Source organism: Hymenobacter sp. GOD-10R (genome assembly GCF_035609205.1).
Taxonomy (GTDB): Bacteria; Bacteroidota; Bacteroidia; order Cytophagales; family Hymenobacteraceae; genus Hymenobacter.
The window spans coordinates 6,708,229-6,734,907 of sequence record NZ_CP141184.1 but is presented as its reverse complement, the minus strand read 5'-3'; the positions used below and the strand labels follow the sequence as shown (position 1 = coordinate 6,734,907).

General features: G+C 54.3%; 24 protein-coding genes. 20 read left to right on the top strand and 4 right to left on the bottom strand.

The annotated features are described in order from the left end of the window. Positions 1-154 precede the first annotated feature (154 nt). Together SD425_RS26520 and SD425_RS26515 are read left to right on the top strand one after the other, a co-directional pair. Positions 155-772 carry a sigma-70 family RNA polymerase sigma factor gene (locus tag SD425_RS26520; protein WP_324674051.1) on the top strand — a complete coding sequence of 206 codons (618 nt, stop codon included), beginning with the start codon at positions 155-157 and terminating at the stop codon, positions 770-772. Beyond that, on the top strand, positions 759-2,174 hold the full coding sequence (locus tag SD425_RS26515) for a TonB family protein (protein ID WP_324674049.1): 1,416 nt from the start codon (positions 759-761) through the stop codon (positions 2,172-2,174). Before SD425_RS26520 ends, SD425_RS26515 begins: the two co-directional genes overlap by 14 nt. Positions 2,175-2,369: 195 nt before the next feature. Here the strand turns inward: SD425_RS26515 and SD425_RS26510 are convergent, their stop codons facing one another. After that, complete coding sequence (locus SD425_RS26510) at positions 2,370-2,750, bottom strand: dodecin family protein (protein ID WP_324674047.1); 381 nt, start codon at positions 2,748-2,750, stop codon at positions 2,370-2,372. A gap of 276 nt (positions 2,751-3,026) precedes the next feature. Between SD425_RS26510 and fumC the strand changes: the two genes are divergently transcribed. The 7 genes from fumC (at position 3,027) to SD425_RS26475 (ending at position 8,665) form a co-directional block, all read left to right on the top strand. Further along, positions 3,027-4,430 (top strand): class II fumarate hydratase, encoded by a 1,404-nt coding sequence (gene fumC, locus SD425_RS26505; protein ID WP_324674044.1) that lies wholly within the window; start codon positions 3,027-3,029, stop codon positions 4,428-4,430. A 111-nt stretch (positions 4,431-4,541) separates the two neighbouring features. Then, on the top strand, positions 4,542-5,612 hold the full coding sequence (locus tag SD425_RS26500) for a DHH family phosphoesterase (protein ID WP_324674042.1): 1,071 nt from the start codon (positions 4,542-4,544) through the stop codon (positions 5,610-5,612). A 78-nt stretch (positions 5,613-5,690) separates the two neighbouring features. Next, a complete protein-coding gene (locus SD425_RS26495; RefSeq protein WP_324674040.1) occupies positions 5,691-6,287 on the top strand; it encodes a GNAT family protein in 597 nt (198 codons plus the stop codon). Continuing rightward, complete coding sequence (locus tag SD425_RS26490; RefSeq protein WP_324674038.1) at positions 6,280-6,672, top strand: diacylglycerol kinase family protein; 393 nt, start codon at positions 6,280-6,282, stop codon at positions 6,670-6,672. Before SD425_RS26495 ends, SD425_RS26490 begins: the two co-directional genes overlap by 8 nt. Before the next feature lie 140 nt (positions 6,673-6,812). Beyond that, positions 6,813-7,283: a DUF6970 domain-containing protein gene (locus SD425_RS26485; RefSeq protein ID WP_324674036.1), complete on the top strand. Its 471-nt coding sequence runs from the start codon at positions 6,813-6,815 to the stop codon at positions 7,281-7,283. A gap of 90 nt (positions 7,284-7,373) precedes the next feature. Then, a complete protein-coding gene (locus SD425_RS26480; RefSeq protein ID WP_324674034.1) occupies positions 7,374-7,874 on the top strand; it encodes a DinB family protein in 501 nt (166 codons plus the stop codon). A gap of 164 nt (positions 7,875-8,038) precedes the next feature. Beyond that, the gene (locus SD425_RS26475) at positions 8,039-8,665 is read left to right on the top strand and encodes a thioredoxin family protein (RefSeq protein ID WP_324674032.1); all 627 of its coding nucleotides are present in this window, start codon (positions 8,039-8,041) and stop codon (positions 8,663-8,665) included. Positions 8,666-8,748: 83 nt separating this feature from the next. Here SD425_RS26475 and SD425_RS26470 read toward each other — a convergent pair whose 3' ends face one another. Both SD425_RS26470 and SD425_RS26465 read right to left on the bottom strand, forming a co-directional pair. Beyond that, the gene (locus tag SD425_RS26470) at positions 8,749-9,573 is read right to left on the bottom strand and encodes a DUF4382 domain-containing protein (RefSeq protein ID WP_324674029.1); all 825 of its coding nucleotides are present in this window, start codon (positions 9,571-9,573) and stop codon (positions 8,749-8,751) included. A 98-nt stretch (positions 9,574-9,671) separates the two neighbouring features. Beyond that, the gene (locus SD425_RS26465; protein WP_324674027.1) at positions 9,672-12,716 is read right to left on the bottom strand and encodes an AsmA-like C-terminal region-containing protein; all 3,045 of its coding nucleotides are present in this window, start codon (positions 12,714-12,716) and stop codon (positions 9,672-9,674) included. Positions 12,717-13,019: 303 nt separating this feature from the next. On the opposite strand from SD425_RS26465, the gene SD425_RS26460 reads away from it, so the two are divergent. The 3 genes from SD425_RS26460 to SD425_RS26450 all read left to right on the top strand — a co-directional run bounded on the left by SD425_RS26460 (position 13,020) and on the right by SD425_RS26450 (position 16,076). Then, positions 13,020-14,087 carry a PorP/SprF family type IX secretion system membrane protein gene (locus SD425_RS26460; RefSeq protein ID WP_324674025.1) on the top strand — a complete coding sequence of 356 codons (1,068 nt, stop codon included), beginning with the start codon at positions 13,020-13,022 and terminating at the stop codon, positions 14,085-14,087. Between the two features lie 67 nt (positions 14,088-14,154). Next, complete coding sequence (locus SD425_RS26455; RefSeq protein ID WP_324674022.1) at positions 14,155-15,417, top strand: SUMF1/EgtB/PvdO family nonheme iron enzyme; 1,263 nt, start codon at positions 14,155-14,157, stop codon at positions 15,415-15,417. 227 nt (positions 15,418-15,644) lie between these two features. Then, positions 15,645-16,076, top strand: a complete 432-nt coding sequence (locus SD425_RS26450) for a hypothetical protein (protein WP_324674020.1) — start codon at positions 15,645-15,647, stop codon at positions 16,074-16,076. A 16-nt stretch (positions 16,077-16,092) separates the two neighbouring features. Here SD425_RS26450 and SD425_RS26445 read toward each other — a convergent pair whose 3' ends face one another. Beyond that, positions 16,093-16,797, bottom strand: a complete 705-nt coding sequence (locus tag SD425_RS26445) for a ComF family protein (RefSeq protein WP_324674018.1) — start codon at positions 16,795-16,797, stop codon at positions 16,093-16,095. Between the two features lie 183 nt (positions 16,798-16,980). On the opposite strand from SD425_RS26445, the gene SD425_RS26440 reads away from it, so the two are divergent. The 8 genes from SD425_RS26440 to mnmG all read left to right on the top strand — a co-directional run bounded on the left by SD425_RS26440 (position 16,981) and on the right by mnmG (position 26,662). After that, positions 16,981-17,358 carry a carboxymuconolactone decarboxylase family protein gene (locus tag SD425_RS26440; RefSeq protein WP_324674016.1) on the top strand — a complete coding sequence of 126 codons (378 nt, stop codon included), beginning with the start codon at positions 16,981-16,983 and terminating at the stop codon, positions 17,356-17,358. Further along, positions 17,355-17,717 carry a hypothetical protein gene (locus SD425_RS26435; protein WP_324674014.1) on the top strand — a complete coding sequence of 121 codons (363 nt, stop codon included), beginning with the start codon at positions 17,355-17,357 and terminating at the stop codon, positions 17,715-17,717. The genes SD425_RS26440 and SD425_RS26435 overlap by 4 nt, the downstream gene beginning before the upstream one ends. A gap of 97 nt (positions 17,718-17,814) precedes the next feature. Then, positions 17,815-18,576 carry an exodeoxyribonuclease III gene (locus tag SD425_RS26430; RefSeq protein ID WP_324674012.1) on the top strand — a complete coding sequence of 254 codons (762 nt, stop codon included), beginning with the start codon at positions 17,815-17,817 and terminating at the stop codon, positions 18,574-18,576. A 251-nt stretch (positions 18,577-18,827) separates the two neighbouring features. After that, a complete protein-coding gene (locus SD425_RS26425; protein ID WP_324674010.1) occupies positions 18,828-22,409 on the top strand; it encodes a DUF4175 family protein in 3,582 nt (1,193 codons plus the stop codon). A gap of 41 nt (positions 22,410-22,450) precedes the next feature. Beyond that, on the top strand, positions 22,451-22,921 hold the full coding sequence (locus SD425_RS26420; protein WP_324674008.1) for an ATP-binding protein: 471 nt from the start codon (positions 22,451-22,453) through the stop codon (positions 22,919-22,921). After that, the gene (ybeY, locus tag SD425_RS26415; RefSeq protein WP_324674006.1) at positions 22,918-23,409 is read left to right on the top strand and encodes an rRNA maturation RNase YbeY; all 492 of its coding nucleotides are present in this window, start codon (positions 22,918-22,920) and stop codon (positions 23,407-23,409) included. Before SD425_RS26420 ends, ybeY begins: the two co-directional genes overlap by 4 nt. A 313-nt stretch (positions 23,410-23,722) precedes the next feature. After that, complete coding sequence (locus tag SD425_RS26410; RefSeq protein WP_324674004.1) at positions 23,723-24,460, top strand: GNAT family N-acetyltransferase; 738 nt, start codon at positions 23,723-23,725, stop codon at positions 24,458-24,460. A 333-nt stretch (positions 24,461-24,793) separates the two neighbouring features. Next, entirely contained in the window at positions 24,794-26,662 is a 1,869-nt protein-coding gene (gene mnmG / locus SD425_RS26405; RefSeq protein WP_324674001.1) for a tRNA uridine-5-carboxymethylaminomethyl(34) synthesis enzyme MnmG, read from the top strand. Positions 26,663-26,679: the final 17 nt, after the last annotated feature.

Below are 26,679 nucleotides of genomic sequence, written 5' to 3'. Positions count from 1 at the left end.
GAGGCACGTTGCTTTATAGAAACGTCTACTATCTCGAGCAAAGCGAGGAACCTGAGTTCGTTGCTTGGGTCAGGATGAAAGATCTATCTTTTGCTTCCTATCAGCGGGCTGGCGTTAAAATCGTAGTTTTCGGTTCTGCTGATTGCCTTTCTGCATGTTTTTCAAGCGCCGCCCGAAGTCGCCCGCCGAGCTATCCGATGAGGAGCTGCTCGTTCGCTACCGTCGCCAAGGCGACGTGGCCGACCTAGGTGCGCTCTATGAGCGGCACATGCCCGCGGTGTTTGCCATCTGCCGCCGTTATCTGCGCCCCGATGAAGACGCCCAAGACGCTGTAATGCAGTTGTTTGAGAAGCTCGTTGTCACGCTGCGGCAGCACGAGGTAAGCAACTTTTCCGCTTGGCTGCACACCACGGCGCGCAACCATTGCCTTATGCAGCTACGCGCCCGCCAGCGGGCCGGCCCCGAGAGCGGACCGCTGGTGTTACACTTTCCCGACGCGGCGGCTGTGGAATCGGCACCCGCCGCGCATCTAGGGGATGAAGCCGACGACCTAGCTCTCACCGAAGAACGCCTCCAAGCCATGGAACACGCCCTGGCCGAGTTACCAGACGGGCAGCGTCGCTGCTTGGAACTGTTTTACCTCCAAAAGAAATGTTACCGGGAAATAGCCGACGAAACCGGCTTTGACCTAGGTCTTGTGAAAAGCCACTTGCAAAACGGCAAACGCAACCTCAAACGCTCGCTCGAATCCTCTGCCAATGCGGCCCGCTAATCCGTCACCGTCCTCCTCGCTACCCGCTCAATCGGGTGGGCACCTGCCGCTGGCGTTGCTGCGGCAGTACGTGGCCGGTACGCTCACGCCGGCCAGTCAGCACCAAGTGGAAGCCCATACCCTAGCTTGCCCGTATTGCGCCGAAGTACTGGAAGGGTTGTCGATGACCGACCTAGCTACTACTGATCAAGCCCTGAGCCAGTTGCAGCAACGGCTGCGCACTCGCATTGAAGAGGAGGAACCGCGCCAAGCACCTATTGCCTGGCAACGGCTTTCGACCATTGCGGCGGCAGTTTTGCTGTTTGTGTTAGTGGGTACAGTTGGGTGGCTAGGTCGTCAGCAAATTAAGTCGCGACACAGAACCCGAGAAGTAGCTACCGTGATGGTGCGGCCCAGCACCCAGCCGACCGATGCGCCACTCACCGCGCAGCAGTCAGCCCCAGCCGCAACGGCACCCAGCGCCGCCCAAGTGCTACCGCCCGAAGTAGCCATGGCACCTAGCCCGCTTGCAAGGCAGCAGTCGGAGTCGTTTGCCAAACAGGCCAGACGTGCAAACACAGCACCCGTTGCAACGAAGCGAGCAAGCCAGCTGCAAGTATTGGCTGATAGCATCAGCACAGAGCCCAAAGATGTGGTGGCGCAAGCCCGCATAGCTAGCTCCGCCAGCACTTCCGATACTGTGGCAGCGGCAGCCGGTCGACTTACTGGCTCGGTACCCGGAACGGTCGTAACAACAGTGGTAACGCGCAATTCAGCAGTAGCTAGGTTCCGGCAAGCAGCCCCGTCGGCGCTGTCAAATGCCCGCATTATTACCGGCCGCATCACCGACCAGCAAGGCCAGGCATTGCCAGGCGTTACAGTTGCGGTGAAAGACACCAAGATCGGTACCAGCACTGGCCCTGATGGCACCTTCTCCCTAGCTGTCCCGAAAGATAAAAAGGCGTTGACGGTCAGCTCTATTGGCTACGAAACGCAAGAAAGAAAGCTAGCGAATGACACCACCCTCACCCTAGCCTTGGCCAATGACACAAAATCCCTAAACGAGGTAGTAACGGTGGGCTACGGCAGCAAGAGGAAAGGCCAAATGCCTGCGCCGCCGCCCATCGCGCCCACACCCGTTGGTGGCTTTTCAGCATTTGAGGAATATTTGAAAAAAGAGCTGAAATACCCAGAAGAAGCAGAGAGCAAGCGTCTAGAAGGCACGGTGAAGCTAGAGTTTACCGTGGGCGCTGGAGGCACTATCGAAAACCTGAAGGTAGTGCGTGGCCTGAGCAAAGAGTGCGACGCCGAAGCCATGCGCCTCGTGCAAGATGGTCCTGCTTGGCGACCCGCCATTATCAAAGGCCGACCGGCTGCGCAAAAAGTCAAAGTAGCGGTGCCTTTTAGCTTGTCCGAACGGTAGCTTCTGCTACACTTTCTTCGCTACCTAACGTAGGAAGGACCTTACCACGTGAGAACGAACCACTAGTGTACTGGTCGTTCTCGCGTGATAAGGTCCTTCGCAAGCTCAGGATGACAGGAGGGGAGCAGAATGAGAGGAGCGAGGGAGCAAAAAAGGATTCACTCAGTCACTCAGTCACTCAGCTACTCAGTCGCTCTAGCCGCTGTAGCCGCCGCCGCTTTCGGGTTCGGTGGCGCTGCCGCCGGGCTCTACTTCGCAGGGTAAATCGGGCTGGGTTTTGATTTCGATGTGGCTGTAGTCGGGGGCACCGCCGCCGTCGGGTACATCTTCAGCAGCAGGCTCTTCCGCGCTGATAGCGTTGGGGTTCCACTTGTGCATCACTTCGAAGGTGACTTTGGCCGTGATGCGATACTCCACAATCTTGTTGTCTTTCACCTTGCAGCTCTGGTCCTTGACATAGATGGAGGTGATGCCGCGCACGGTGGTGCTAGCTTCCGTGAGGGCTTGCTGCAGGGCATCCTCGAAGCTTTTGGGCGAGCTAGCTAATACTTCGATTACTTTTTTGATGGTGCTCATCGGGGTAGAAGGCGAATTGGTAGGCTCTCCTGTACGCAAGCTTGGCCGACAAGGGTATAGATAAGACTGTAGGAACGCACCACAGCGCGCCTAATCGTTGAATAATTTTGGGTGCAGTTTCGATAGAGAATGCAGCCCTCAAACGCACTAGCAGGCAGGCGAGGAATGCGCCGTGGCGCGTTCCTACAGTTGACCACAATATTGGAACCCGTACTATGCGGCAGTTCCTTACTTTTGCCGCACCAAGTCGGATTTCCTTCATCAGCTTTCCCGTTCATGCAATTCCGGACCGAAAAAGACACTATGGGCCCCGTGCAGGTGCCCGCCGACGCCTACTGGGGCGCCCAAACGCAACGCTCTATTGAGAACTTCCAAATCGCGCAGGACATCAACAAGATGCCCAAGGAAATTATCCGCGCGTTTGCCTACCTCAAGAAGGCTGCGGCCCTTACCAACCTCGATGCGGGCATCTTGCCGCAGGAGAAATCCGACCTGATCGGCCGCGTGTGCGACGAGATTTTGGAAGGCAAGCTCGACGACCAGTTTCCGCTAGTGGTGTGGCAAACCGGCTCGGGCACCCAGAGCAACATGAACGTGAACGAGGTAGTGGCCTACCGCGGCCACGTGCTGCAAGGCGGCGACCTCCTCGACGAGAAGAAGGCCCTAGCTCCGAACGACGACGTGAATAAGTCGCAGAGCAGCAACGACACTTTCCCGACGGCCATGCACATTGCCGCCTACAAGATTCTGGTGGAGGTGACCATTCCCGGCATCGAGAAGCTGCGCGACACGCTAGCCCAGAAGTCGAAGGAGTACATGAACATCGTGAAGATCGGCCGCACCCACCTCATGGATGCCACGCCGCTCACGGTAGGGCAGGAGTTTTCGGGTTACGCGTCGCAGCTCGACCACGGTCTGCGCGCCATTAAAAACACCCTAGCTCACCTTTCGGAGCTAGCGCTCGGCGGTACGGCTGTAGGCACGGGCATTAACACGCCTCCTGGCTATTCGGAGAACGTGGCCAAGCACATTGCTAACCTGACTGGCCTGCCCTTCGTGACGGCCGAAAACAAGTTTGAGGCCCTGGCCGCCCACGACGCCATCGTGGAAGCCCACGGTGCGCTCAAAACGGTAGCAGCTAGCCTAATGAAGATTGCCAACGATATCCGCTTGCTGGCTTCAGGTCCGCGCGCCGGCATCGGTGAGCTGTACATCCCCGACAACGAGCCCGGCTCCAGCATCATGCCCGGCAAGGTGAACCCCACCCAGTCGGAAGCCATGACGATGGTAGCGGCGCAGGTAATGGGCAACGACGTCGCTATCAACATTGGCGGTATGAACGGCCACTTCGAGCTGAACGTGTTCAAACCCTTGATGATCTACAACTTCCTGCACTCGGCCCGCCTGATTGGCGACGTATGCGTGTCGTTCAACGACAAGTGCGCCGTGGGCATCCGCCCCTTGGAAGACAACATTAAGAAGCACGTCGATTCGTCCTTGATGCTGGTAACGGCCCTGAACCCGCACATCGGCTACTACAAAGCCGCCGAAATTGCGCAAACCGCCCACCGCGAAGGCAGTACCTTGAAGGCAACCGCACTAAAGCTAGGTTACCTAACCGAAGAGCAATTCGACGAGTGGCTGAAGCCAGAGGATATGGTGGGCGACTTGCCGAAGTAATTCGTTCGACAATAAGCAAACTACCGAGTCGGCGCTACACGACACCATAACCTTAGCGTTAGGCTTTACGAACAACGGGCTGCTGGCTACCATGCTGGCAGCCCGTTTTTTATGCCTGCTGCTTTCCCTCAGTTCGTAGCGCCATTCCGCGCTTTTTTGGATAAAATTCCGCCTACTGGCCGCGTAGTTGTGTTCTGCCACTTCGATGCAGATGGGCTAGGTGCTGGTGCCGTGTTTGGCCGCGGGCTGCAACGAATAAATGCTGAGTGGCAGGTGGAAGTACTGCCTTCTGGCAAAGGTGAAAATGCATTTCTAACACCGTCCGTCCGCGAAAAGCTGCTGGCACTGAAGCCCGACGCACTGATTGTCACGGACCTAGGGGTACACGCCCACGGCACGCTGGAAGCTGATGGCGTCCCCGTGCTCTATGTCGACCACCACATTCCAGAAGGCTACCCGCCTGTTGGCAGCACCATGCTAACGGGCTATGGTCTTGACCCTGTGCCGTGCTCCGCTTGGCTAGCCTATGAGCTAATCGCCGCCGAAGTTGAAATCAATGATTTACAATGGGTAGCTGCCATTGGTATCATCTCCGACCTAGGTGATTCGGCGCCCTGGCCACCGCTGGCCCAAACCAAAAAGCAGTACACGGCCAAATGGCTGAAGGAAGCAGTAGCGCTTTGCAATGCCGCCCGCCGAGCCGGCGAGTTCGACCTCGACCGACCTTTGCAACACCTGATGGCCGACGACAACCCGCGGCCGTTGGCGCAGGATACCGTGTTGGCCGAGTACCGAGCCGAGGTAAGCGCCGCTCTGCAAGCCGCCCGCCGTCTGCCACCGCGCTTCCCGAAAGCTAGCCCCGATGCAGCGCCAGTGGCACTTATCACCTTAGATTCGCCCTGTCAGATTCATCCGCTTATTGCGCAGCAGTGGATCCAACGATTGCCCGACCGGGTCGTGCTGTGCGCCAACCTAGGGTATTTGCCCGACGGCCAGATAGCCGTAGCGGGGCGCACAGCAAACCGTGGGCTACACATTCCGGACCTGCTACGAGCGGCTTTTGCCCGCACTGGCGCCGTGCCGCCCACCAACTTTGCCCACGGTCACCCGCAGGCCAGCGGGGGACATCTGTCAGCGGCCGACTTTGAACACTTGCTGCGCGGACTGGGGTATGAAGTCTAGAGCTAGGTTATCATTCTTGCCCTGAAGCAGCTTTTCATTTTTCGAAATTCTATCTTTGCGGCCCAATTCCACCCCTCCATGGACTGCTCCCGCTGTATCACGCTCGAAAATGCCCGCGTTCGGCTCCGCCCCCTCGAAGCCACCGATTTTGAAGCCCTGAAAGCCATTGCTTTTGAGCCGGAAGTATGGCGTTTTATGCCGACGGCCATGCCCAGAAACAGCGTGGAGCTGGCAACCTATGTCGCTCACGCACTCAAAGAGCGAAACAGCGGCAAGCGCTACCCATTTGCCATTATTGATCGGGAGACAAACCAAGTAGTGGGTAGCACGAGCTACATGAACATTGTGCCGGAGGAAAAGCGCGTGGAAATTGGGGGCACGTGGCTGGGCAAGCCGTTTCAGCGCACGGGCGTGAACCGTGCGGCCAAGCACCTGCTGCTTAAGTACGCGTTTGGGGAGCTAGCCTGCGACCGGGTAGAGCTGAAAACGGACGCCCGCAACTGGCAGTCCAGAGAAGCCATGCGCCGTATGGGTGCCGTAGAGGAAGGTACCCTGCGTAGTCACATGTTTACGCAAGGCGGAATGCGGCGCGACACGGTCTATTTCAGCATCTTAAAGCCGGAATGGGACGAGCTGCGGCTCACCGTGTTCCGCGAGTACGACGCCCGTGGCTAAACCAAACCTCGACAAACGCAACTTGCTCCAGCGGCGAATTGCCAGCTTCGGACACGCGTTTCGGGGCATCTGGATGGCGCTGCGGTCGGAGCTGCACTTGCAGTTTCACGCGGTGGCGACTGTGGTGGTCATTGGCCTAGGTTTTTACTTTGAGCTTACCGCTACCGAGTGGATGATGGTGGCCCTGGCCGTGGGCACCGTTTGGTCGGCGGAGTTGGTGAATACGGCCATTGAAGCACTGACCGATTTGGTATCGCCGGAGTATCATCCTTTGGCGGGTAAGGCTAAAGACGTAGCGGCGGGAGCGGTGCTGGTAGCTGCTATTGCGGCAATGTTGGTTGGCTTGTTCATTTTCGGGCCTCGTCTGCTCGCGCTCCTGCACTAACTATTGTTGAGCCGACTCGTTAGAGGTTCAGAGCGGAGAGGCTAACGCCGCACACCTAGGTAGCTCCTGCTAACGCAACTTTCTCGCGTTTTCTGTGCTCTGCGTTCTGCATCCTCCGTTCTAACCTAATACCCTGCGAGATGAAGCTCTTTACATTCGTTGCCACTGCGGCTGTGTTGCTCTCGACAGCTTGCCAGCAAAAGCTAGCTGTGCAAACGCCCAACGACCCGCCCAATACGGGCATGACGAACCCTTCCACCACGCTAACGCCGGCTCCCACCAGCACGGCCACCAACATTCCTGTGCCCGACGCGGCAGTAGCTACTTTCGACACCACGGCCCGGCCACAGTGGCTGGAGGCGCGCATTCAGAAGCTGTCGGCGCAGGAAAAGCTCAGCCCCCCGGTTCAGATTTTGCGCTACCGCTACCGTAATCAGGTGGTGTACTACGAAACGGCACCGTGCTGCGACCAATTCACTACGCTCTACGATAGCCGCGGCCGCGTGCTATGCAAACCCGATGGGGGCCTCACCGGAAAAGGCGACGGCAACTGTCCTGATTTTGTAAAGGAGCGTACCGAAGAAAGACTGGTCTGGCAGGACCCACGTTGATTCTTTCGTGCTTGGTTTTTAATTAAAGGTTTATTCACCTTTGCGCACCAAGTAGGAATAACTAAGCACCAAATACCAAGCACGAATATCATGGTTAATACCAACGAAAAGCTCGCCATTTACAACGTGTGGGCCAACGAAACGCTGTTGCGGCATCTGGATAAAACCGCAACCGAAACGGGTCAGCTAATTCCAGCCAACATTCTGCGGTTGTTCAGCCACGTTCTCAATGCCCAGTACATCTGGATTGGTCGGCTCACCAACACGCCTAGCCCCGTTAAAGTGTGGCAGGAGCACGCACTAGAAGAACTGCACCGCATGCACACAGAAACTTCGGCAAAGTGGGTGGGTATCGTGCGCGCCGCCGATGAGGCTGAGCTAAACCGCACCATTACGTACACCAACTCCGCCGGCGATGCCTTCACAAGCGTGGTATCTGATATTTTTACCCATATGCCCGTGCACGCCAACTATCACCGTGGCCAGGTAGCCATCAAGATGCGAGATGCAGGTCTGACGCCGATCAATACAGACTTCATCACCTATTGCCGCGAGATGGACGCCCAAGGCAAAGACCATATGAGCTTGTAAGAGCCGCTTAGCTAGGTTTGAAGCCCTTCCGTTGTATGATAGCGGAAGGGCTTTTGCATTTAAAGCAATAACCTAACAAGGGTATTTTCTACAAATTCTTGCTGTTTCGCTTAGCCAAAAAAGCAATTTCCTTGTTATACACTATCAAACTAGTTTTCTGACTTATGTCTGAATCGTCTGTCTATACCACTCCCGTCCTCACTGCTGAGCAGCTAGCTACGGGGTATTCCTATAGCGCTTACCGTCAGCTTATTGATGGTTTACTCGAGCAAGACCGCACTACCGGTCCTAATCAATCTGAGGAGCTGACCAAGTATACTCGCCTGAACGTGCAGCGCATGAGCCGCATCGATAAAACTGTGGAGCTTGTACCCGAGCTACGCGAAGCGGTTGGCAACCTGCAAAATCGCTACGTGTGGGCCATCATTACAGAAGGCTGGTGCGGCGATGCAGCGCAAATCGTACCCGTGCTGGAAGCCGTAGCGCAAGCCTCTAATGGGCAGATCGAGACGCGTTACCTGCTGCGCGACGAACATTTGGATCTTATGGATCGGTACCTTACCAACGGTGGCCGCTCTATTCCAAAACTCGTAGTGCTGCATGCTGACACGCTCATGGAAGCTACCAACTGGGGTCCGCGGCCAGCCGCAGCCCAGGAAATGTTCATGCGGTTGAAAGCAGAAGGCTTATCGCACGATGAATTTGTGACCCAAGTGCACGGCTGGTATGCAAAAGACAAAACCCAGTCGACGCAGCAAGAGCTAGTGCAGCTAGTTAGCGGCTTGAGCTAGGTCTTAGAGTAAATAAACTCCATGAAAAAGCCCTGCCATCGTGCTGATGACAGGGCTTCTCATTGGGAGAGAGAAAAAGTCAATTAATCGAGCTTCACTGAGCCTATATCTGAAATCTGGCTGTTGGTTACCGTGATGGGAGTAGCAACTGCATTCTTGTAGGGCGACACCGTTTTGAACTCTACACGGTACGCACCTGCCGGTAAGCCGCGCATCAGGAAGCCGCCCATAGCATCGGAAGTGGTGCTCACTGTATCGTTAGGAGTTACAGAAGTGCGAATAGCTAGGATGGTGGGCTGAGCTGCCGCAGGCGTCACCATGCCTTTAATGCCACCCGCCACGGCATTAGCCACCGTGCGGATAACTGGCTTCAGCAGGAAGCGCTCCTTTTTATCTTGGCCTGGCTTCCAGCTACCACGCTCCACCACCGACTTGGCTACGTCGAAGTCGAGCACAAGTGCGTAGGTAACGTTCTTAGATAAGTCGGCATCTACTTTCAGCTTCACACCGGCCGTCTGGCCGCTGGGAGTTTTGAGGTCATAAACCTGCCCATCTTTGGTAGTCACGTAGTTGTTTGTACCTAGGACTAGGCGAATCTGCGAGATGCGGCCAGCCGGGAAATCAGCGCTGGTCAATAAGGCCGAGTTGCCGTTGGTAAACGACATCACATCGTAGGCGCCCGGCTTAAGCAACGTTAGCGTCTGCCAGCCCTTGGGGTCTATATCGTCGCCTTTCACGTTGACTTCCACTTGCCGCACGTCAAGCGTTACAGCTTTGTAGTCGCCGGGAGCATCGGTGAGACGAACTTCCATTTTGGCCATGTTCGAATCATTGTCTTTGCCACAGCTAGCTAGGAAAGCCATTGCGACTACCGTTAGGCAGGGGAGAAGTGCGTAGGATATTTTCATGTGTGGGAGGAGGATAGAACTAAAACAGAAAGCGGAGTGCCCGTTGGGGACACTCCGCTCTTACTTGCAATAACTTCACCAAAAAGATTCAAATATTACTATTCTCCTGTTTTAACACTATCCGAAGCAGCGGGTGCTGTGCTGGTTGAAGCCGCCTTCTTAGGTTTGCCGAAGAGTAAACCGTTGAGCTTGTCCTTTGCCTTGGCTTGCAATTCTAGGCGCTTCTTCTCGATTTCAGCTTGCGCTTTGGCTTGCAGTTCCTGCTGCTTGCGCGCTAGCTCCCGTTGAACGCTATCCTGCGCTACCTGGGCCCTAGCTTGTAGCTTGAGCTTGGCGTCATCTACTTTAGCTTGTACAACATTGCTTACCAATGCTTTCGCCTGATCTTTCACACTGCTGGTGGTGAGCTTCACCTGCGGATTTGTCACCGTGCCACCAATGTTCAGACCTAGGGTCACACGGTCAGTACCTTGTAGGTTCGATACGCCTGCCAATTGCGAAACCTTGCTATTGAGTTGATTACCTAGCTTCCCAGTAGGTACGTTCAGCGCCGTCACGTAAGCCAGAGCACCCGCTACTGAGTTGGAGCCGCCGATAGTCATTTTGATCTGCCCAACATTCAGGTCGAATGGCTTCACAATGAAGTTGCCGTTCACAATCTCCGCCGACACGTCTTTATTAGCTACGGCAAAGTTCTTCAACTCCTGCAACTGCGTAAGGCTGCTGATTTTGTTTAGCACCTCCGAATTGCCAACAGCCGCCTTCACGATTTCGAATAAGCCTTTGCCATTGAGCGTATTGTAGTTCGGCATCATATCCGGACCCATCTCGCCGCTCACGTTGAAGTTGGTGGAGAACACACCCTGCACTAGCCCCGCCATCGGCACCAGCGTTTTAATGGAGTTGAAAGCCTGGAAAGCGTTCTGGAAGTTCAGATCCTTGATGTTCAGGCCAAAGTTGAACTTGGGGTGAGCTAGGTCCTTGCTGCTGTAGCTACCGTTGGTAGCAAAAGCACCACCTAGGGTATTAAAATTCAGGTTGCTGAGCGTAGCCGTCTGGTCGCGTACCGTCACTATCCCTTTCACGTTGCTCAGGTTCAGGTTGTCGTATACCACCTGGTTCACATTGCTGTTCAGCGTCAGGTCGAAGTACTTCGGAATTTCCAGCACGCCTTCGGCTTTCGCAGGCGCTTTGCTAGCAGCGGTAGTCGTCGGCTTAGCCGATACCTCATCGACCATCCACTCGTTCACATTGAAGCGGTTGCTGTTCACCGTCAAGTTGCCGCGGAGGGGTTGGCCAGGCGTGAACAGATAGCCCATATAGTTGCTGATGGTACCGTTCGCTGCAATATCCGACGAGCCTACAAAGCCGGTCATGTTTTGCAGCACAATCTTATCGTTGTTGAAGGTAGCCGTGGCTTTCGTCACCTTCATGCCTTGGGGCAGGTCAGTGCTCTTGTAGGTCACATTCTGCGCGTTTACCGTGCCCGATGCTACTACACTCTGATAACGACCGGCTTCAATATCGGCCATCTTCCCCTTAGCGGCCACGTTACCACTAAGACGACCAGTCACCGTCATGCCCTCTAGCGGGAAGATCTTGGTGATCTTGGTTAGGTCAATTACCCCTTTTACGTCTGCATCGAATACCGGCTTGTCGATGTTCTGAGCAGCCACGCGGCCTTCCAGAGGCTCGCCATCCAGTAGCATTCGGAACTGCGGAATGTCGATGCGGGTATCATTCACCTGACCAGTGGTGTTCACCACCGTGCCGTTTAAGGTTAAATTTTCAATCGGGGCCGGAAACTGCTTGCTCTTCACGTAGCCGTTGGTCAGGCGCATGGCTGCATTCACCACCGGCATCTGCGTCTTTGAATAAGTGCCTTTGGCCGTAGCATCTACGAACAACAAACCGCGCAAAAGTAGGTCTTGCACCGGGTACACCTTCATCATTTCGGCTAGGTCTACGTTGGCTTTCACGCGGCCATTCACGTTCATTGGCTCCAGACCATCGATGGCAACGTTGCCATCGATGGGGTTCTTACCTAGGTCCAAGTGAAATTGCTTCACGTTGACCTTCACGTTGTTGGTGAAACCCGAAGGGTTATCCACCATCATATCTACGTTGATGTTGCGAGCCGCTTGCGGTAGGTCAGGATACTTGAACATGCCGTTTTTCACTTGCAAGTTCACGCCGTAGCCGGGCATGCGCACGTCATCCATCGTACCCTTGAAGTAGCCATCAAAGGCCATTTTGCCGCTCGTCTCGATGTTCTTAAACTTCTCGGTAAACACGCCTGGCACTAGGCTCAGAATGTTCTTGAAGTCAGTTTCGAGTGCCTTGAACTTCAGATCAAAATCCATGGCCTTGCCTGGCATCGCAATGGTGCCAGCGAAGCTAGCCGGGAAGTCATTTACCCGCACGTTGTTATCCTTGAAGGTGAACAACATCTTCGCTAGGTTCATCGACATCGTTACGTCGGCATCGAGCTTGGTTTTCGAGAGGTAATCCACACCGGCGTAGTTCATCGTGAAGTTGTCGGCCGTGGTTTTGGAGGTCATATCGAACACGTCTTGCTCGAAGTCGCCAGAACCGGTATGGTTCACATTCGCGGCGCGCATCGCAAACGGGATGCTCAGGTCCTCGTAGCGCAGCTTGCCGTTCTTAATCTCCCAGCCCTTGATAGCTAGGCTCATGTTGTTAGCGGTCGTATCCTTGCCTTGCTCCGCCATGGTGGAGTCAGACAAAAAAATGTCCCAGTTGGCGCGGCCACTCTTCAGCACTTTAATGCTGATATCGGGCTCATCAAGCTCAATCGATTTGATTTTGATCTGTTCGCCCCGTACCACGCTCATCAGGTCCATACCGAGACGGAAGGCCGGCAAGTAGGCGAGCGTGTCACGAGCAAAAGAATCTTTGCCGATGATACGCAGCTCTTTCACGCTCAGAGCTAGGTTTGGGAAATCACGCAGCAAACTCAGGTCGATATTGCTCGGGTTGTACTCCACCTTGGCATTCACGCGTTCGGCGATCTGCTTGTCTATTGCCTGGTGGATTTTGTCCTTAAACAACACCGGCGCCAAGGCCAGCGCTGCGACCAGCAGGACCAGAAAGATTACGAGACCAACAAAAAATTTACGCATAGAAAAGAAGTTTATGCCGCGGAATGCTCTACTCATTCGGAGCTTGCGCCGCAGTCAACAGAAAAGTTCAGCACAGAGTCCGCAAGGGCGTTCGGGGTTGCAAGCTAAGCGCCTGCTCGTAATGTGTCATGCTACGCTAAGCACGGGGTGCAAATTGCCCGTAAGCTTTCTTTTTGCGGCACCACATAAAACGTTCCGAACTCGGCTGCTACAATTCAAGCAATGGAAATAAGCATTATAGTTCCGGCTTTTGTTCGGTGCTTTGTACGAAACCAACTAGCTAACGCGTTAAAAGGTCTGGTTATGCGCGGATATTGCCTTTCTTTTCTAACACAGCAGCGGCGCTTAGCTGGGCAGAAGCTAGCTGCAACTGCGTTAACAGTAGGACTTAGTGCCGGCTTTTGCGCCACTGCTACGGCGCAGGATCTATACTTTGCTCAACCTTTTGCTTCCCGCCTCCACACCAATCCGGCTTTTGCGGGCCTGCTCGATGATTATGGGGTCACCTTCAACTACCGCAATCAGTTTCCGACCCTAGCTGGTTCTTTCCAAACTGGCCAACTTGCCGCCGATTACCGATTTCCCACCCAGCGCAGTTCCGTTGGTCTACTCATCGATTATGACCGCACGGGCAGCATTGGCTACACGCGTTTCCAAGCGGGTGGCGTGTACGCGTATCACACGCGCCTAACCGAAGGCTTAAGCTTGAGTGGTGGTATCAATCTGAGCTATGGTAACCAGCGCATCAGCTACGCTAACCTCGTGTTTGGCGACCAACTTTCGGATGATGGCCTCGTTTTAAACCAATCATCGGAGGCTTTTGATTACAAACCTACCAGCTACTTCACCGTAGGTACGGGGGTACTGCTGTACTCCGATCAGTTCTGGCTAGGGGTGGCCGGACATCACCTCAACCAACCCGACCTAGGTTTCGCGACGCAGACCACCTTGCCTATTCGCTTGAATATTAATGCGGGGTACAAATATTATTTTTTGAAATCGACCGTTAAGCAAGAGTACCGTGAAATTAGCCTTTCGCCGGTTGTGAATTATGCCACCCAAGGTGGTTCGCAACGCGCGGAAGTAGGATTATACGGTACTGTGACCCCTCTAACGCTCGGAGTTGTGTACCGTGGCTTACCTTTACCGGGTGCAAACCACCCCCAACAAGTGCTAACCACCGTAGCAGGGTTGAGCTTCGGCGCATTTCGGCTCGGTTATAGCTATGACGTTAGCCTGAGTCAGTTTAGCGCCGATTACGGGGGGGCTCACGAGATTTCCTTAGCCGTGCGCAACTTCGATATGCTTGAAGCTGCATGGCGCCGGCTGAAACGGCGGAATTACCCCGTCATTCCTTGTCCGGCCTTTTAGTTTGTTGTAATATTGTACGCAATTGCCTTATATAAAACCTTTTCTCTCAGGTAGTTTCAACTCGATCATGAATTTTTCCAAGTACTTGCAGTATGCTGTTGTCGGAGCCTTTGCGCTGGCATCTTGCAAACACGGTCCGCCAACAGCCACGAAGCCCGGTAAGTATAGTTCCACCACGGGCATGGAATACAATACCGAGGAAGGTATGAAGGTTGCTGATTACAAAGGCATTCCTGAAGGTCCAGGTCTCGTGTTTATTGAAGGTGGTCGTACCGTGCTCGGCTCTGCTGAGGAAGACGTGGCTATGACCCACGACAACCTAGAGCGTACGGTTACCATCGCCTCGTTCTACATGGACGAAGCCGAAGTTGCCAACATTCACTGGCTCGAGTATCTCCACTTCGTTCGCAAAGACTCTTCGGAAGAGTTCTACCAGTCGGCACTGCCCGACACGACGGTATGGGCCCGCGAGCTGTCGTTCAACGATCCTTACGTTGATTACTACCTACGTTACCCCGGCTTCCGCTACTTCCCAGTAGTAGGCGTAAGCTGGCTCCAAGCTAACGACTACTGCACGTGGCGTACGAGCAAGGTAAACGAAACCCTAGCCGGCAACGCGGATGAAAGCGGCAGCGGCGGGGGTGGCGGTGGCCTCTTCAAGAAAAAGAAAAAAGGTGGTGACGGTGGCGGCGAAGCTGCTGAAGGCACCGACGACTCGGGCAAACCAAAGATTTCGATCGAAAACGGTAACACCCTACCAAACTATCGTCTGCCCACCGAGGCAGAATGGGAATATGCAGCACAAGCTCTTATCGGCACCCAGGAGACTGGCAACGAGAACCAAGAGAACAAGCGCATTTACCCTTGGGATGGTCGCCAAGTGCGGAATTCCTACGGTCAGAAAATGGGCCAGTTCCTAGCTAACTTCAAGCGCGGCCGTGGTGACTACGCCGGTATCGCAGGTTCGCTGAACGACGGCGCTATGATCACGGAGTACATCTACAACTACCCACCTAACGACTACGGCCTGTACAACATGGCGGGCAACGTAAACGAATGGGTACAGGACATCTACCGTCCGCTGTCGTTCGAAGATGTGGAAGACCTGAACCCCTTCCGTCGTAACGGCTTCCTCGACCCCGCTGAGAAGTACGACAAGAAAGGTTACCAGTCGCTCATCGACGACCACGTACGGGTGTACAAAGGCGGTTCTTGGCGCGACGTAGCGTATTGGCTCTCGCCTGGTACGCGCCGCTTCATGGCAGAAGACTCGGCTACGGCTACTATCGGCTTCCGCTGCGCGATGATCAACGCTGGCTCGAACAAGTAAGCTAGCCTCACTTCAACAAAAAAGCCCGGACCAGATGGTTCGGGCTTTTTTGTTGTCTATGCAACCCGATAGGGTTAACTAGAACTCTATAAAGGAGAACATTACCCTAGGCTACTACTATAATGCGCAAAGTGCTGCTACTCGTTAGTTTGACTACTTCCCTGCTAGTCTCTGGTTGTGGAAAGGAAGAAGCGAAACCGCAAGACCAGCTAACAGCGCGCTTCATATTGCTGAATGAAAGACGGCAGGAGACGACAGTATTCGCAGCCGGCGACAACGTTATTTTCAGCTTTCAGCTCCGCAACAAATCAGGCCAAGATATTGCGTTGAGAAACCCTATCTTCAATACGGAGCACTTCTGCGAGGTGTATCAGCGCGATAAAAACGACAATGCAGCTACCTCTTTAGGGGTACCATACCAAGGCATTTTCTGCACCTACCAGGGTGCTAATCTGCTGCTAGCGAATAGCACCTTGACAAACGAAATCTTGTGGGCGGACGACAAGACCATTCCAACCGTTGGTTTCTTCTGTGGTCATAATCAGCAGCAACTATTGCCTGTTGGGAAATATCGTACAGCCTTCACAACGACCATCGATATTGTGCAGAACAACGAAGTGGTAGGGCAGGTACCCGCAAACGTATGCTATCGACTTTGAAGTGCGTTAGGCAGCGTTAGTGTTCCGCGCAGGCAATGGTGGCTACACTCACCTCTGCAGCACCAGCCGCTAGCAAGGCAGCGGCGCAAGCTTCCAGGGTAGCTCCCGTAGTCAGGACATCATCGACCACCAAGATGCGCTTGCCGAGAACGGAGAGCGGCTCCGCTACTTCGAACACTTCCGCTACGTTTTGCCAGCGCTCCGTACGGTTTTTACGGGTTTGTGAATCGGTATGCTCGGTGCGACACAAGGCGGTAGCACTCCACGGCACAGTCATACCCAGGGACAAGCCTTCGGCGAACGTATCGGACTGATTATAGCCGCGTTTGGCGAGCTTACGCGGGTGCAGTGGTACGGGCACAATAAGGTCGAAATCGGCAGCTAGGCTGCACTCGGTCAATTCCGCACCATACCAACGACCTAGCATGATTCCAATGTCGCGCTGGCCCTGATACTTTAGCTGGTGCAACAAGTGCTGCACGCGGCCACGGCGCAAAAAACGCACATAGCTCAGTGCGTGGCGCATTGGCAATTTCCCCCAGAAGCGACGAGCCAACGGGTTATCGTTTGCGGGTAGTTTATGGTAATCGGTGTAAGGCAGTTGTGCGCGGCACAAGGTGCACAAGTGTTCTTCGCCACGAGCCAGCGGCTCCTCACAAGCTAGGCACACCTGCGGGAAAATCAGACCAACGAAATCGGATAGTGCCCTGCGCAGTAGCATGTAGTAAGATAGTGAGTTATAGCAGCCGTTATCCAGCAGTTATGCAATCAGTCCTTGCTTTGCGTGCAAGGGGACAAGTGGGCTAGGTGCTTAATTATCGATACTTTCTAAACCTTTGTATTCGCAAAGCCATTATCTAGCCAAGCTTTGCTGTATTCCAACCCACATTTACTACCTCACCCAATGAGCTTAGTTACCGAATTCAACGATTACCGCGCCCGCATGAACGAGAAGATCATGGCGGCTGATAATAAAGTCATTAAGCGCTTTTTCAACCTTGACACTAACGCTTACCAGGAAGGCGCTTTGGACATAAAAACCAAGGAGATGCTCGGCCTAGCCTGCTCCATGGTGCTCCGCTGCGACGACTGCATCAAGTATCACCTAGGTAAGTGCCACGAGCAAAATCTCACAGATGAAGAAATTTATGAGGTGTTTGCCATTGCTAACCTCATCGGCGGCAGCATCGTGATTCCGCACTTCCGCCGCGCGGTGGAGTACTGGGAGGAACTGAAAGTCGAGGCCGTTACGCCCACGGCTCCTCACTCGCACGAAGCATGAGCTTAGACCCGCAGGAAACCGAAGCTGAGTTTGAAGCGCGTTGGTGGCAGCTCATGAACGAGATGCGCGCCCGCTTCGGTAAGAAGCCGGATCTGAACGCTTTGCTTTTGCTCATCGGCGTGCAGGAGCTAGGTCAGGGCGCGGGACCGTTCACGAAGGAGCAGAAGCAGGACCTGATGCACATTGCGACTTGCCGGCTTTTCAGTATCTCGGGCCACTACGAGTTGGAGAATATCGATGAGGATGGTTGGCCACACTACAAGCTGGTTCGGCCGGTGCCTTTCGCTAATTTGAAAGAGCAGGAGCGCATGCTGAAGTGGCATATCCTGGAGTACTTTGACACAATTGATAACGATTAATTAGTTGACTGGCTGAGTGGAAAAATGGCTATTCTTCAGACCTAGGTTCTAGAATAATCAGCTATTTAGCCACTCTACTGTTTAGCAATCAAGCCTCTTGAAAATTATTTCTTACAACGTCAACGGACTGCGCTCGGCACTGAGCAAAGGCTTATTGGACTGGGTGAAACAAGCCGACCCCGACGTACTTTGCTTACAGGAAATTAAAGCTGGCCGGGAGCCGCTCGATGTTTCTGGATTTGAGGAGCTAGGGTATCACGCGTATCTGCATCCGGCGGAAAAACCCGGGTATAGTGGCGTGGCCACCTTCACGAAGCAGAAGCCGAACGCTGTGGAAATTGGCTGCGGCACGGCCGATTACGACAGCGAAGGCCGCGTTCTGCGGTTGGACTTTGATGATGTTTCGGTGCTGAACGTGTACATGCCTTCCGGTACCAGCGGCCCTGAGCGTCAGACGTTCAAGGTGGCTTGGCTGCACTTTTTCCGCCGGTATGTGGCGCAGCTAAAAGCTAGCGTGCCGCCGCTTGTTATTGCTGGCGACTACAACTGCTGCCAAACGGACATCGACTTGCACAACCCCAAAGCCAATCAGAACAGCCCCGGCTTCACGCCCGAAGAGCGTCAGTGGTTCGCTGACTTTATGCAGGATGGTTTCACAGATTCCTTCCGTCATCAGCACGGCGATGCTACCGGTCATTACTCGTGGTGGACTTTCCGGGCCGGTGCCCGCAAGCGGAACGTAGGGTGGCGGCTAGATCATTTGTTGGTAGATAACGCACTGAAACCTAGGATTGCCGACGCCGGCTTATTACCGGATGCCGTGCATTCGGACCATTGCCCGGCTTGGGTGAAGCTGTAATCAACTTCTTCTGTCATTTGGAGCTGGCAAAGGACCTTCTCACATGAGGATGAGCCGTGTAACAACGATTTGTTTTCACGTGACAAAGGTCCTTTGCTAGCTCCGGATGACAGCGAAACCAAGGGCCGCCGTTTTACTCGGCACTTTTTCCAGCCGAGCCGTAGTTATACTCACAGCCAAACAAACACTTGGCGCACCTTCCAGATAAAACGTATCTTGCTATAGCCTGCTAGTGGGCTGTTTTCATGCTGGTGGAGAAAGAACCCGTGGCTGCTACAACTTCTCAGACAACTACCGCATCCTCCGCCCTGCAACAGGTGCTAGGCCAGCTGGATGCCTTTAAGCGTAAGTTTTACCTCAACCTGCTGGTGCGTGGCGCACTGGTAGCGGGCGGCTTACTGCTTACCCTTTTTGTGGTTTTTAATCTGCTCGAATACTTTCTGTACCTGCCCACATGGGTTCGGGGCGGGTTACTATTTGGCTTTTTAGGGCTAGGTGTCTATGCTTTCGTGCATTGGATCTGGCAGCCACTGGCGGCCCTTACGAACTTGCGACGTTTGCTCACCGATGAGCAAGCGGCCCAGCGGGTGGGGGAGCTGTTTCCGCAGGTGCAGGATAAGCTCCTGAATGCCTTGCAGCTCCAAGGTCAAGCTCGTGAGAATGCTCTAATTGCTGCTAGCCTGGAGCAACGCGCCGCGCAGTTTACGGGGCTGGAGTTTGCCGAAGGAATCAAGATCAAGGATCAGTCTCGGCCGCTGTGGAAGTACGTGGCCGTGCCGGCGGGTGTTATTGTCTTGCTGCTGCTGGTATACCCGGCTCTGTTCGTGCAGGGTACTGAGCGAATTCTGAACTACCGGCGGGCTTACTCTCCGCCAGCGCCTTTCCATTTTGTTGTTGCGAACAAAGATCTCAAAGCTTTCCGCGGCGAAGATTTCAAGCTGGAAGTGGCGGTGCAAGGCGAGGCGTTGCCGAATGAAATCAGCATTCTCTACGGTGGCCGTGAGCGGCACCTTACGAAGGAAAGCGGGAACCGCTACAGCTACGAGTTCAAGCAGTTGCAGCGCGATACGGAGTTTCAGCTGTCGGCGGCGGGCTTTACTTCTGATGACTATAACCTAGCCGTGCGCGAGCGGCCGAACCTGCGTGATTTTGCCGTTCACGTGACGTACCCAACGTACATTGGAAAACCAGCCGAAACCATCCGCAACACTGGTAACCTAACGGTGCCCGAGGGCAGCACGGTGCGTTGGGAATTTGCTACTACTGCTACCGATCAGCTGCAATTACTTTTCAAAAGCCCGGATGAGACCGTAACGGCTACCGAAGCCAACGACCAGTTTCAGGCTACGCGCCGCGTGATGCGCAGCCAAGAATACGCCGTGCGACTGCAAAATACCGCTAGCCTCAACCGGGACCCGATTCTGTATCAGCTCACCGCCATTCCTGATCAGGTGCCGGAGGTGACGGTAGAAGCATTTGCCGACACCACCTCGCGTAACTACCTAGCGCTAGGTGGCTCTGTACGCGACGATTATGGCCTGTCGCGTTTGGAGTTGCGCTATCGCGTTACCTCCACACAAAACCCGAACGCTGCTTACAAAGCCAAAGCGCTACCGCTCCAAAGCGGCCCAACGCAGAGTTATGCGTATCAGTGGGATTTGCGGCCGCTCAACCTGCAGCCAGGCAGCCGCTTAGAGTACTTTGTGGAAGTGTGGGACAATGACGGTGTGCACGGCCCTAAGAGTGCCCGCACCCGTTCGGCAGAATTCCGCCTGCCGAGCCGCAACGAAATGCAGAAGCAGCTGAATGCTCAGTCGCAGTCGGTGCAGAACCAGCTGAGCCGTGCCTCACAGCAGTCGAAGCAGCTGGAGCGCGAGCTAGCTAAGTCGGAAGACAAGCTCAAGACCAAGCGTGACCTGAGCTTCCAAGACCGCAAGCAGCTGCAAGACATGCTCAACGAAAAGCAGCAGTTCGACCAGCAGATGGCGGACATGAAGAAGATGTTTGAGCAGATGACCCAGCAGCAGGATCAGCTCAACCCCAAGAACCAGGAGCTAGCGGAGAAGGCTCAGGAGCTGCAAAAGCTGATGGAATCATTGCTCGACCCGGAGACGAAGAAGCTATACGAAGAGCTACAGAAGCTGCTGGAAAACCAGAAGGATGCGAACCAGATGGAGATGCAGCAGCTATTGCAAAAGCTCGAAAACAAGGAAAACACCCTGCAGAAAGAGCTGGATCGGGCGCTGGAAATGTTCAAGCAGCTGCAATTTGAGCAGAAGCAGGAAGCCGCCACGCAAAAGCTGGAAGAGCTAGCGAAGGAGCAAGAAAAGCTAGCTGAGCAAACCGAACAGGCCGATAAAAACAATAAGTCGGACAAGAACGACAAGTCGACAGCTGATAAAAACAAGGATAAAGCCGACGACAAGAACAAGTCGGACAAAGGTGATATGCCTGGCGAAAAGAACGACAAAGGCAATCAGGACAAGAGTAACCAAGAAAATAAAGACCAGAAGAACAGCTCGAAGGCTGACCAGCAGCAAAAGCAACAAGAGCTGAAGCAGCAGCAGGCCGAAAAGCAACAGGAGTTTGAGGAAGTAAAGAAGGAACTGGAAGACCTAAAGAAGATGGACCAGCAGCTCGACGGTGAAAATGGCGCCGACGAGATGAAGGACCAGCAGGAGCAGGTTGACCAGGAAATGCAGGAGAGCCAGGAGCAGCTTTCCAAAAACCAGAACCAGAAAGCTAGCCAGAGCCAACGCAACGCTGCCCAGCAGATGCAGAAAATGGCCCAGCAGATGCGCGAGCAGCAGGATCAGGAAGAAAGCGACCAGCAGCAGCAGAACATCGATAACCTGCGCGACATTCTGGAAAATCTGCTTACCCTCAGCTTCGACCAGGAAAGCCTCATGAAGCAGTTCCGCCAGGTTGACCAGACCGACCCGCGCTTTGTGCAGCTAGGCCAGACCCAACGCAAGCTCAAGGACGACGCGGCTGTTATTCAAGATTCGCTCTATGCCTTGGCCAAGAAGGTACCACAGATTCAGAGCTTCGTAACGCGCGAAGTAGGGGAGATGAACGGCCGTATGAACGAGTCGCTGAATTACATCCGCCAGCGCAACGTGGGCCGGGCAACCAACAGCGAGCAGCTCGCCATGACCAGCATGAACAACCTAGCCCTCATGCTCAACGATGCCCTGAAGGATATGCAACAAGCCCAGCGCGACGCCCAGCAAGCTCAGCAGCAAGGCGGTGGCAAATCGGGCAAAAAGAAGAAGAGAGGCAGTGCCGCCGGCGAAGGGCAGCTAGGTAAGATGCAGCAGCAGCTTAACCAGCAGATTCAGCAGTTACAGCAAAGTGGCAAATCGGGTCGGGCGCTCAGCGAAGAGCTAGCCAAATTAGCTGGTCAACAACAGATGCTACGCGACGCTATGGGTCAGCTCGAAAAGATGCAGCAGGGTCAGAAAGGTCAGCAAAAAGGCATGAATAAAGACGGCAAAGGCCAAGATGGAATGGGCGGCATTGGAGATATTAGAAAAATGATGGAACAAACCGAAACCGACCTCGTAAACAAGCGGCTGACGGAGCAGACCATCATGCGTCAACGCCAAATCATGACTCGCTTGCTCGAAGCTGAGAAATCGGCCCGCGAGCGAGACCAGGATGACAAGCGTGAAGCGCAGACTGCTAAGAATTTGCCGCCGGTTTTTCCGCCTGCTTTCAACAAGTACAAACAAGCGAAAGAACGGCAGACAGAGCTGCTACGCACAGTACCCCCGGCACTTACCCCGTATTACCAGCGGGAGGTGAGCGAATATTTTCAAAAAATGAAATAGCCTTCTGCTACTTTTACCGCCCTCGCCCCTCTATTATCTTTATGAAGCAGGTCAAAATTCAGGTTCCATCGCTTGTTGAGAACATCCGCGTAGTAGAAAGTTTCATCGACAACTCGAAGGATACTTTTCACATTGAGGATGACATTTATGGCAACATCATGGTCGCCGTGACGGAGGCTGTGAACAATGCCATTCGCCACGGCAACAAGTTCGACAAGGACAAGCACGTAAACTTGTCGCTGTACGTTGAGAAGGATCGGGTGCGGTTTGAGGTTGAAGACGAAGGCGAAGGTTTCGACTACACCAATCTGATCGACCCCACGGCCCCCGAAAACCTGGAAAACCCTGGTGGTCGCGGCATCTTCCTAATTCGGCACCTAGCCGACGAAGTGGAGTTCAACAACGATGGTCGTCAGGTGTCGCTCACGTTTTACCTCACGCAACCTACCGCCGAAACGGCCGAGGCTTCTACTTCTGAGCCATCTACCTCTTCAGATCACGCCAACGCATGAACTCGCATCCACCCGGAACCGAAGGAGAAATGAACCCTGGCCTCCCCGAAGAATCGCACGAGTTGCACGGTATCGAGTTCCTCGTGGAAGACGTGGACTTTGAGCTAGCCGATGCGGAGGAACTCACCTCGTGGATTGAACGGGTTTCAGAAGTGCACGAACACGAAATCGTGCAGCTGACCTATATTTTCTGCTCCGACGAGTATCTGCACCGGGTGAACGTGGAATACCTCGATCATGATACCTACACTGATGTTATCACCTTCGATAACGCCGACACGTCGGATGTAATAGAAGGTGACATCTTCATCAGCGTGGAGCGGGTACGTGAGAATGCCCAGCAGCTTGGTGTCTCGTTTCACGATGAATTGCACCGGGTAATGATTCATGGCGTACTGCACTTACTAGGCTACGCCGACAAAGATTTACTGAGCCAAACGGCCATGCGCAAAAAAGAAGACGACTGCTTGTCGTTGCGCGCTTTTTAGCCTTACTAGGTTCTGAATATTAAAAACGCCCGCCTTTTCGGTGGGCGTTTTTCGTGCAGGAGCTCGACCTAAGTAATCTGAGTGGTATGTAGTGCGAATCTTCCGCTTCGCACCTTGTTGAACGATACTCGTTGGCTAAACCTAGGTCATAGCAGATGCGACGTTCAACGAGACGCGAAGCGGGAGCTTCGCGCTACATTCGTTCTACTAGTTTGTCCGTCTGTGTTAGAATTTCTCCTGCGCTTCGAAAGGAACCTAGCTGGGCTGGCTCAAAAAACGGTGTTCTTAGTGCTAAAAACTTTCCTCTTTCTTCATGTCTGCTATTCCGCAGTATCCGGTGCTTTGGGGCGATGCCTTAGACCATTACCTCGGCCAGGGCTATTACCGCATGCAGCAGGATTTATTTACCTGCCAGTTTTTACCCGTCGAGGGTGAGTTATACACGGTGCACTGGTTACGCTTAGTGCTACCGCAGGTGCAGTTTGGGGCAGAACAACGGCGCTTATTTCGCCTGAACCAGCCATTTGTCGTTAGCATCCGGCCCTTCCAGCTTACAGAAGAATACGAAGCATTGTACGCGCATTACCGTGCCTCCACCAACTTCGATGCGCCGAGCACCATTGAGTCGTTTTTATTTGATGGCGCGAAGCAAAACATATTCACTACCAGCATCATCGAAGTTCGGGATGGGGCACGGCTTATTGCCGGCGGGATTTTCGATAGTGGGCGACGCACGCTGGCAGGCATTATGAACTTCTATGACCCAGCTTACCGTCGTCATAGCTTGGGCAAGTACCTGATGCTGCTGAAAATTGAGTATGCCTTGAGCCAACAGCTGGATTATTATTACCCTGGCTATTTGGTGCACGATTACCCTAAGTTCGACTACAAGCTGTTTGCCTGCCGAGAGGCAACGGAGGTTTTCGATTGTGTCAATCGGTACTGGTTACCGTTTTCCTGGCCCGAAGTAGCGCGGCAGTCGGCGGAGTTGATGGCTGGTTGGCAAAATGAGGAAGCAGACAGCGACGACCTAGCTTCTGCTGGTGACTAGCTCACGCCGCCTGCTTTGCGGCGCCAACAGGAATTTACGGAGCCAAATAGCCATGCGTAAAAGAGCAGACGACTGCTTATCTTTGCGCACGTTTTGAACGTGTTGCGTCAAGCTTTTAAGGCTTACTTATAATCCAAACGCCCGCCGAAACGCGGGCGTTTTCTGTTTTGATGCAGCAGGCAGGCTAGCCTCGGTAAAACGTATGTAGTGCGAAGCTCCAGCTTCGTGCATCGTTGAACGACTAGAACCACTTATGGTGTTTATCTTCAACAACAATCGTTAGCTAAGTTCAACGATACGCGAAGCTGGAGCTTCGCGCTACAGCATCCCGCTATGTTTCAGCAAGAAGAATACGATGTCATTGTAGTAGGTGCCGGCCACGCTGGTTGCGAAGCGGCTGCGGCCGCTGCCAACCTAGGCTCTAAGGTGCTGCTGGTTACGATGAATATGAACACCATCGCCCAGATGTCGTGCAACCCGGCGATGGGTGGCGTGGCCAAAGGCCAGATCCTGCGCGAAGTAGATGCGCTGGGTGGGCAAAGCGGCATCGTGACTGACAAGACCATGATTCAGTTCCGCATGCTGAACCGCTCGAAAGGACCAGCTATGTGGAGCCCGCGTGCTCAGAGCGACCGGATGCGCTTTGCCGAAGAATGGCGCCTGACGCTGGAGCAAACACTGAACGTAGACTTCTGGCAGGAAGCTGTGATGGGTTTGGTCGTGGAGAACGATACCGTCGTCGGTGTGCGTACCCAGCTCGGCATCGAGTTTCGGGGTAAGTCCGTCGTGCTTACCAACGGCACTTTCCTGAACGGCTTGATTCACATCGGCGAGAAGAACTTCGGCGGTGGTCGGGCGGCCGAACGAGGCAGCACGGGCATTACGGAGCAGCTAAAGGAGCTAGGTTTTGAAGCCGGCCGCATGAAGACCGGTACGCCGCCCCGCGTGGATGGCCGTAGCCTAGACTACTCAAAAATGGAGGAGCAGCCCGGCGACGAGGTACCTAGCAAATTCAGCTACCTGAACACGCCTGCGTTGGTGAAACAGCGGCCGTGCTATATCACCTACACCAACTCGGAGGTGCACGAAATCCTGCGCGAGGGTTTTGAGAAATCGCCTATGTTCCAAGGCCGCATCAAAGGCCTAGGCCCGCGCTACTGCCCGTCGGTGGAAGACAAAATCAACCGCTTTGCCGATAAGGACCGCCACCAGATTTTCGTGGAGCCCGAAGGTTGGAGCACCGTAGAAGTATACGTGAACGGCTTTAGCTCTTCGCTACCCGAAGACGTACAATACCGCGCTTTGCGCAAAATTGCCGGTTTCGAGAAGGCGAAGATGTTCCGGCCTGGCTACGCCATTGAGTACGACTTCTTCCCGCCGACGCAGCTCAGCCTGACGCTCGAAACCAAGCGTATTAAGAACCTGTACTTCGCTGGCCAGATCAACGGTACGACGGGCTATGAAGAAGCCGCTTGCCAGGGCCTCATGGCGGGCATCAATGCCCATAACCGCGTGCACGGCAAGGAGCCTTTCATCCTGAAGAGGAGCGAGGCTTACATCGGTGTGCTCATCGACGACTTGGTGAACAAGGGCACCGACGAGCCGTACCGCATGTTCACGAGCCGCGCCGAGCACCGCATCCTGCTTCGCCAAGACAACGCCGACTTGCGTCTCACGCCGCTTGGCTACGCCCTGGGCCTAGCTTCGGAAGAGCGCATGGAACTGGTACGCCAAAAAGAAAGCGAAACTGCCGACGTGCTGGAGTACCTCAAAAACAAAACGGTGGAGCCAGCCGAAATCAACGGCTTGCTAGAGGAGCTAGGTTCGGCTACTATCAGCGAGAAAACCCGCGCCATTAACTTGCTGCGTCGCCCCAACATAGAGCTGGCCGACCTCACGCGTACCCTGCCAACGATGGCGCTGGAGCTCGCGCCGTATTTGGCGGACAGCTTGGAGCAGGCGGTTATTACCATCAAGTACGAAACCTACATTCAGAAGGAACATCAACAAGCCGCGCGCCTCACCGAGCTAGAAAACTTCGTTATTCAAGGCCGCCTCGACTACAAGCAGATGCCGGCTCTGTCGCACGAAGCCCGCGAGAAGCTACTACGCGTACAGCCCGAAACCATTGGCCAGGCTGCCCGCATCAGCGGTGTGTCGCCAGCCGATATTTCGGTACTGATGGTGTACCTTGGCAAGTAATGTTGAGGGCTGGATAG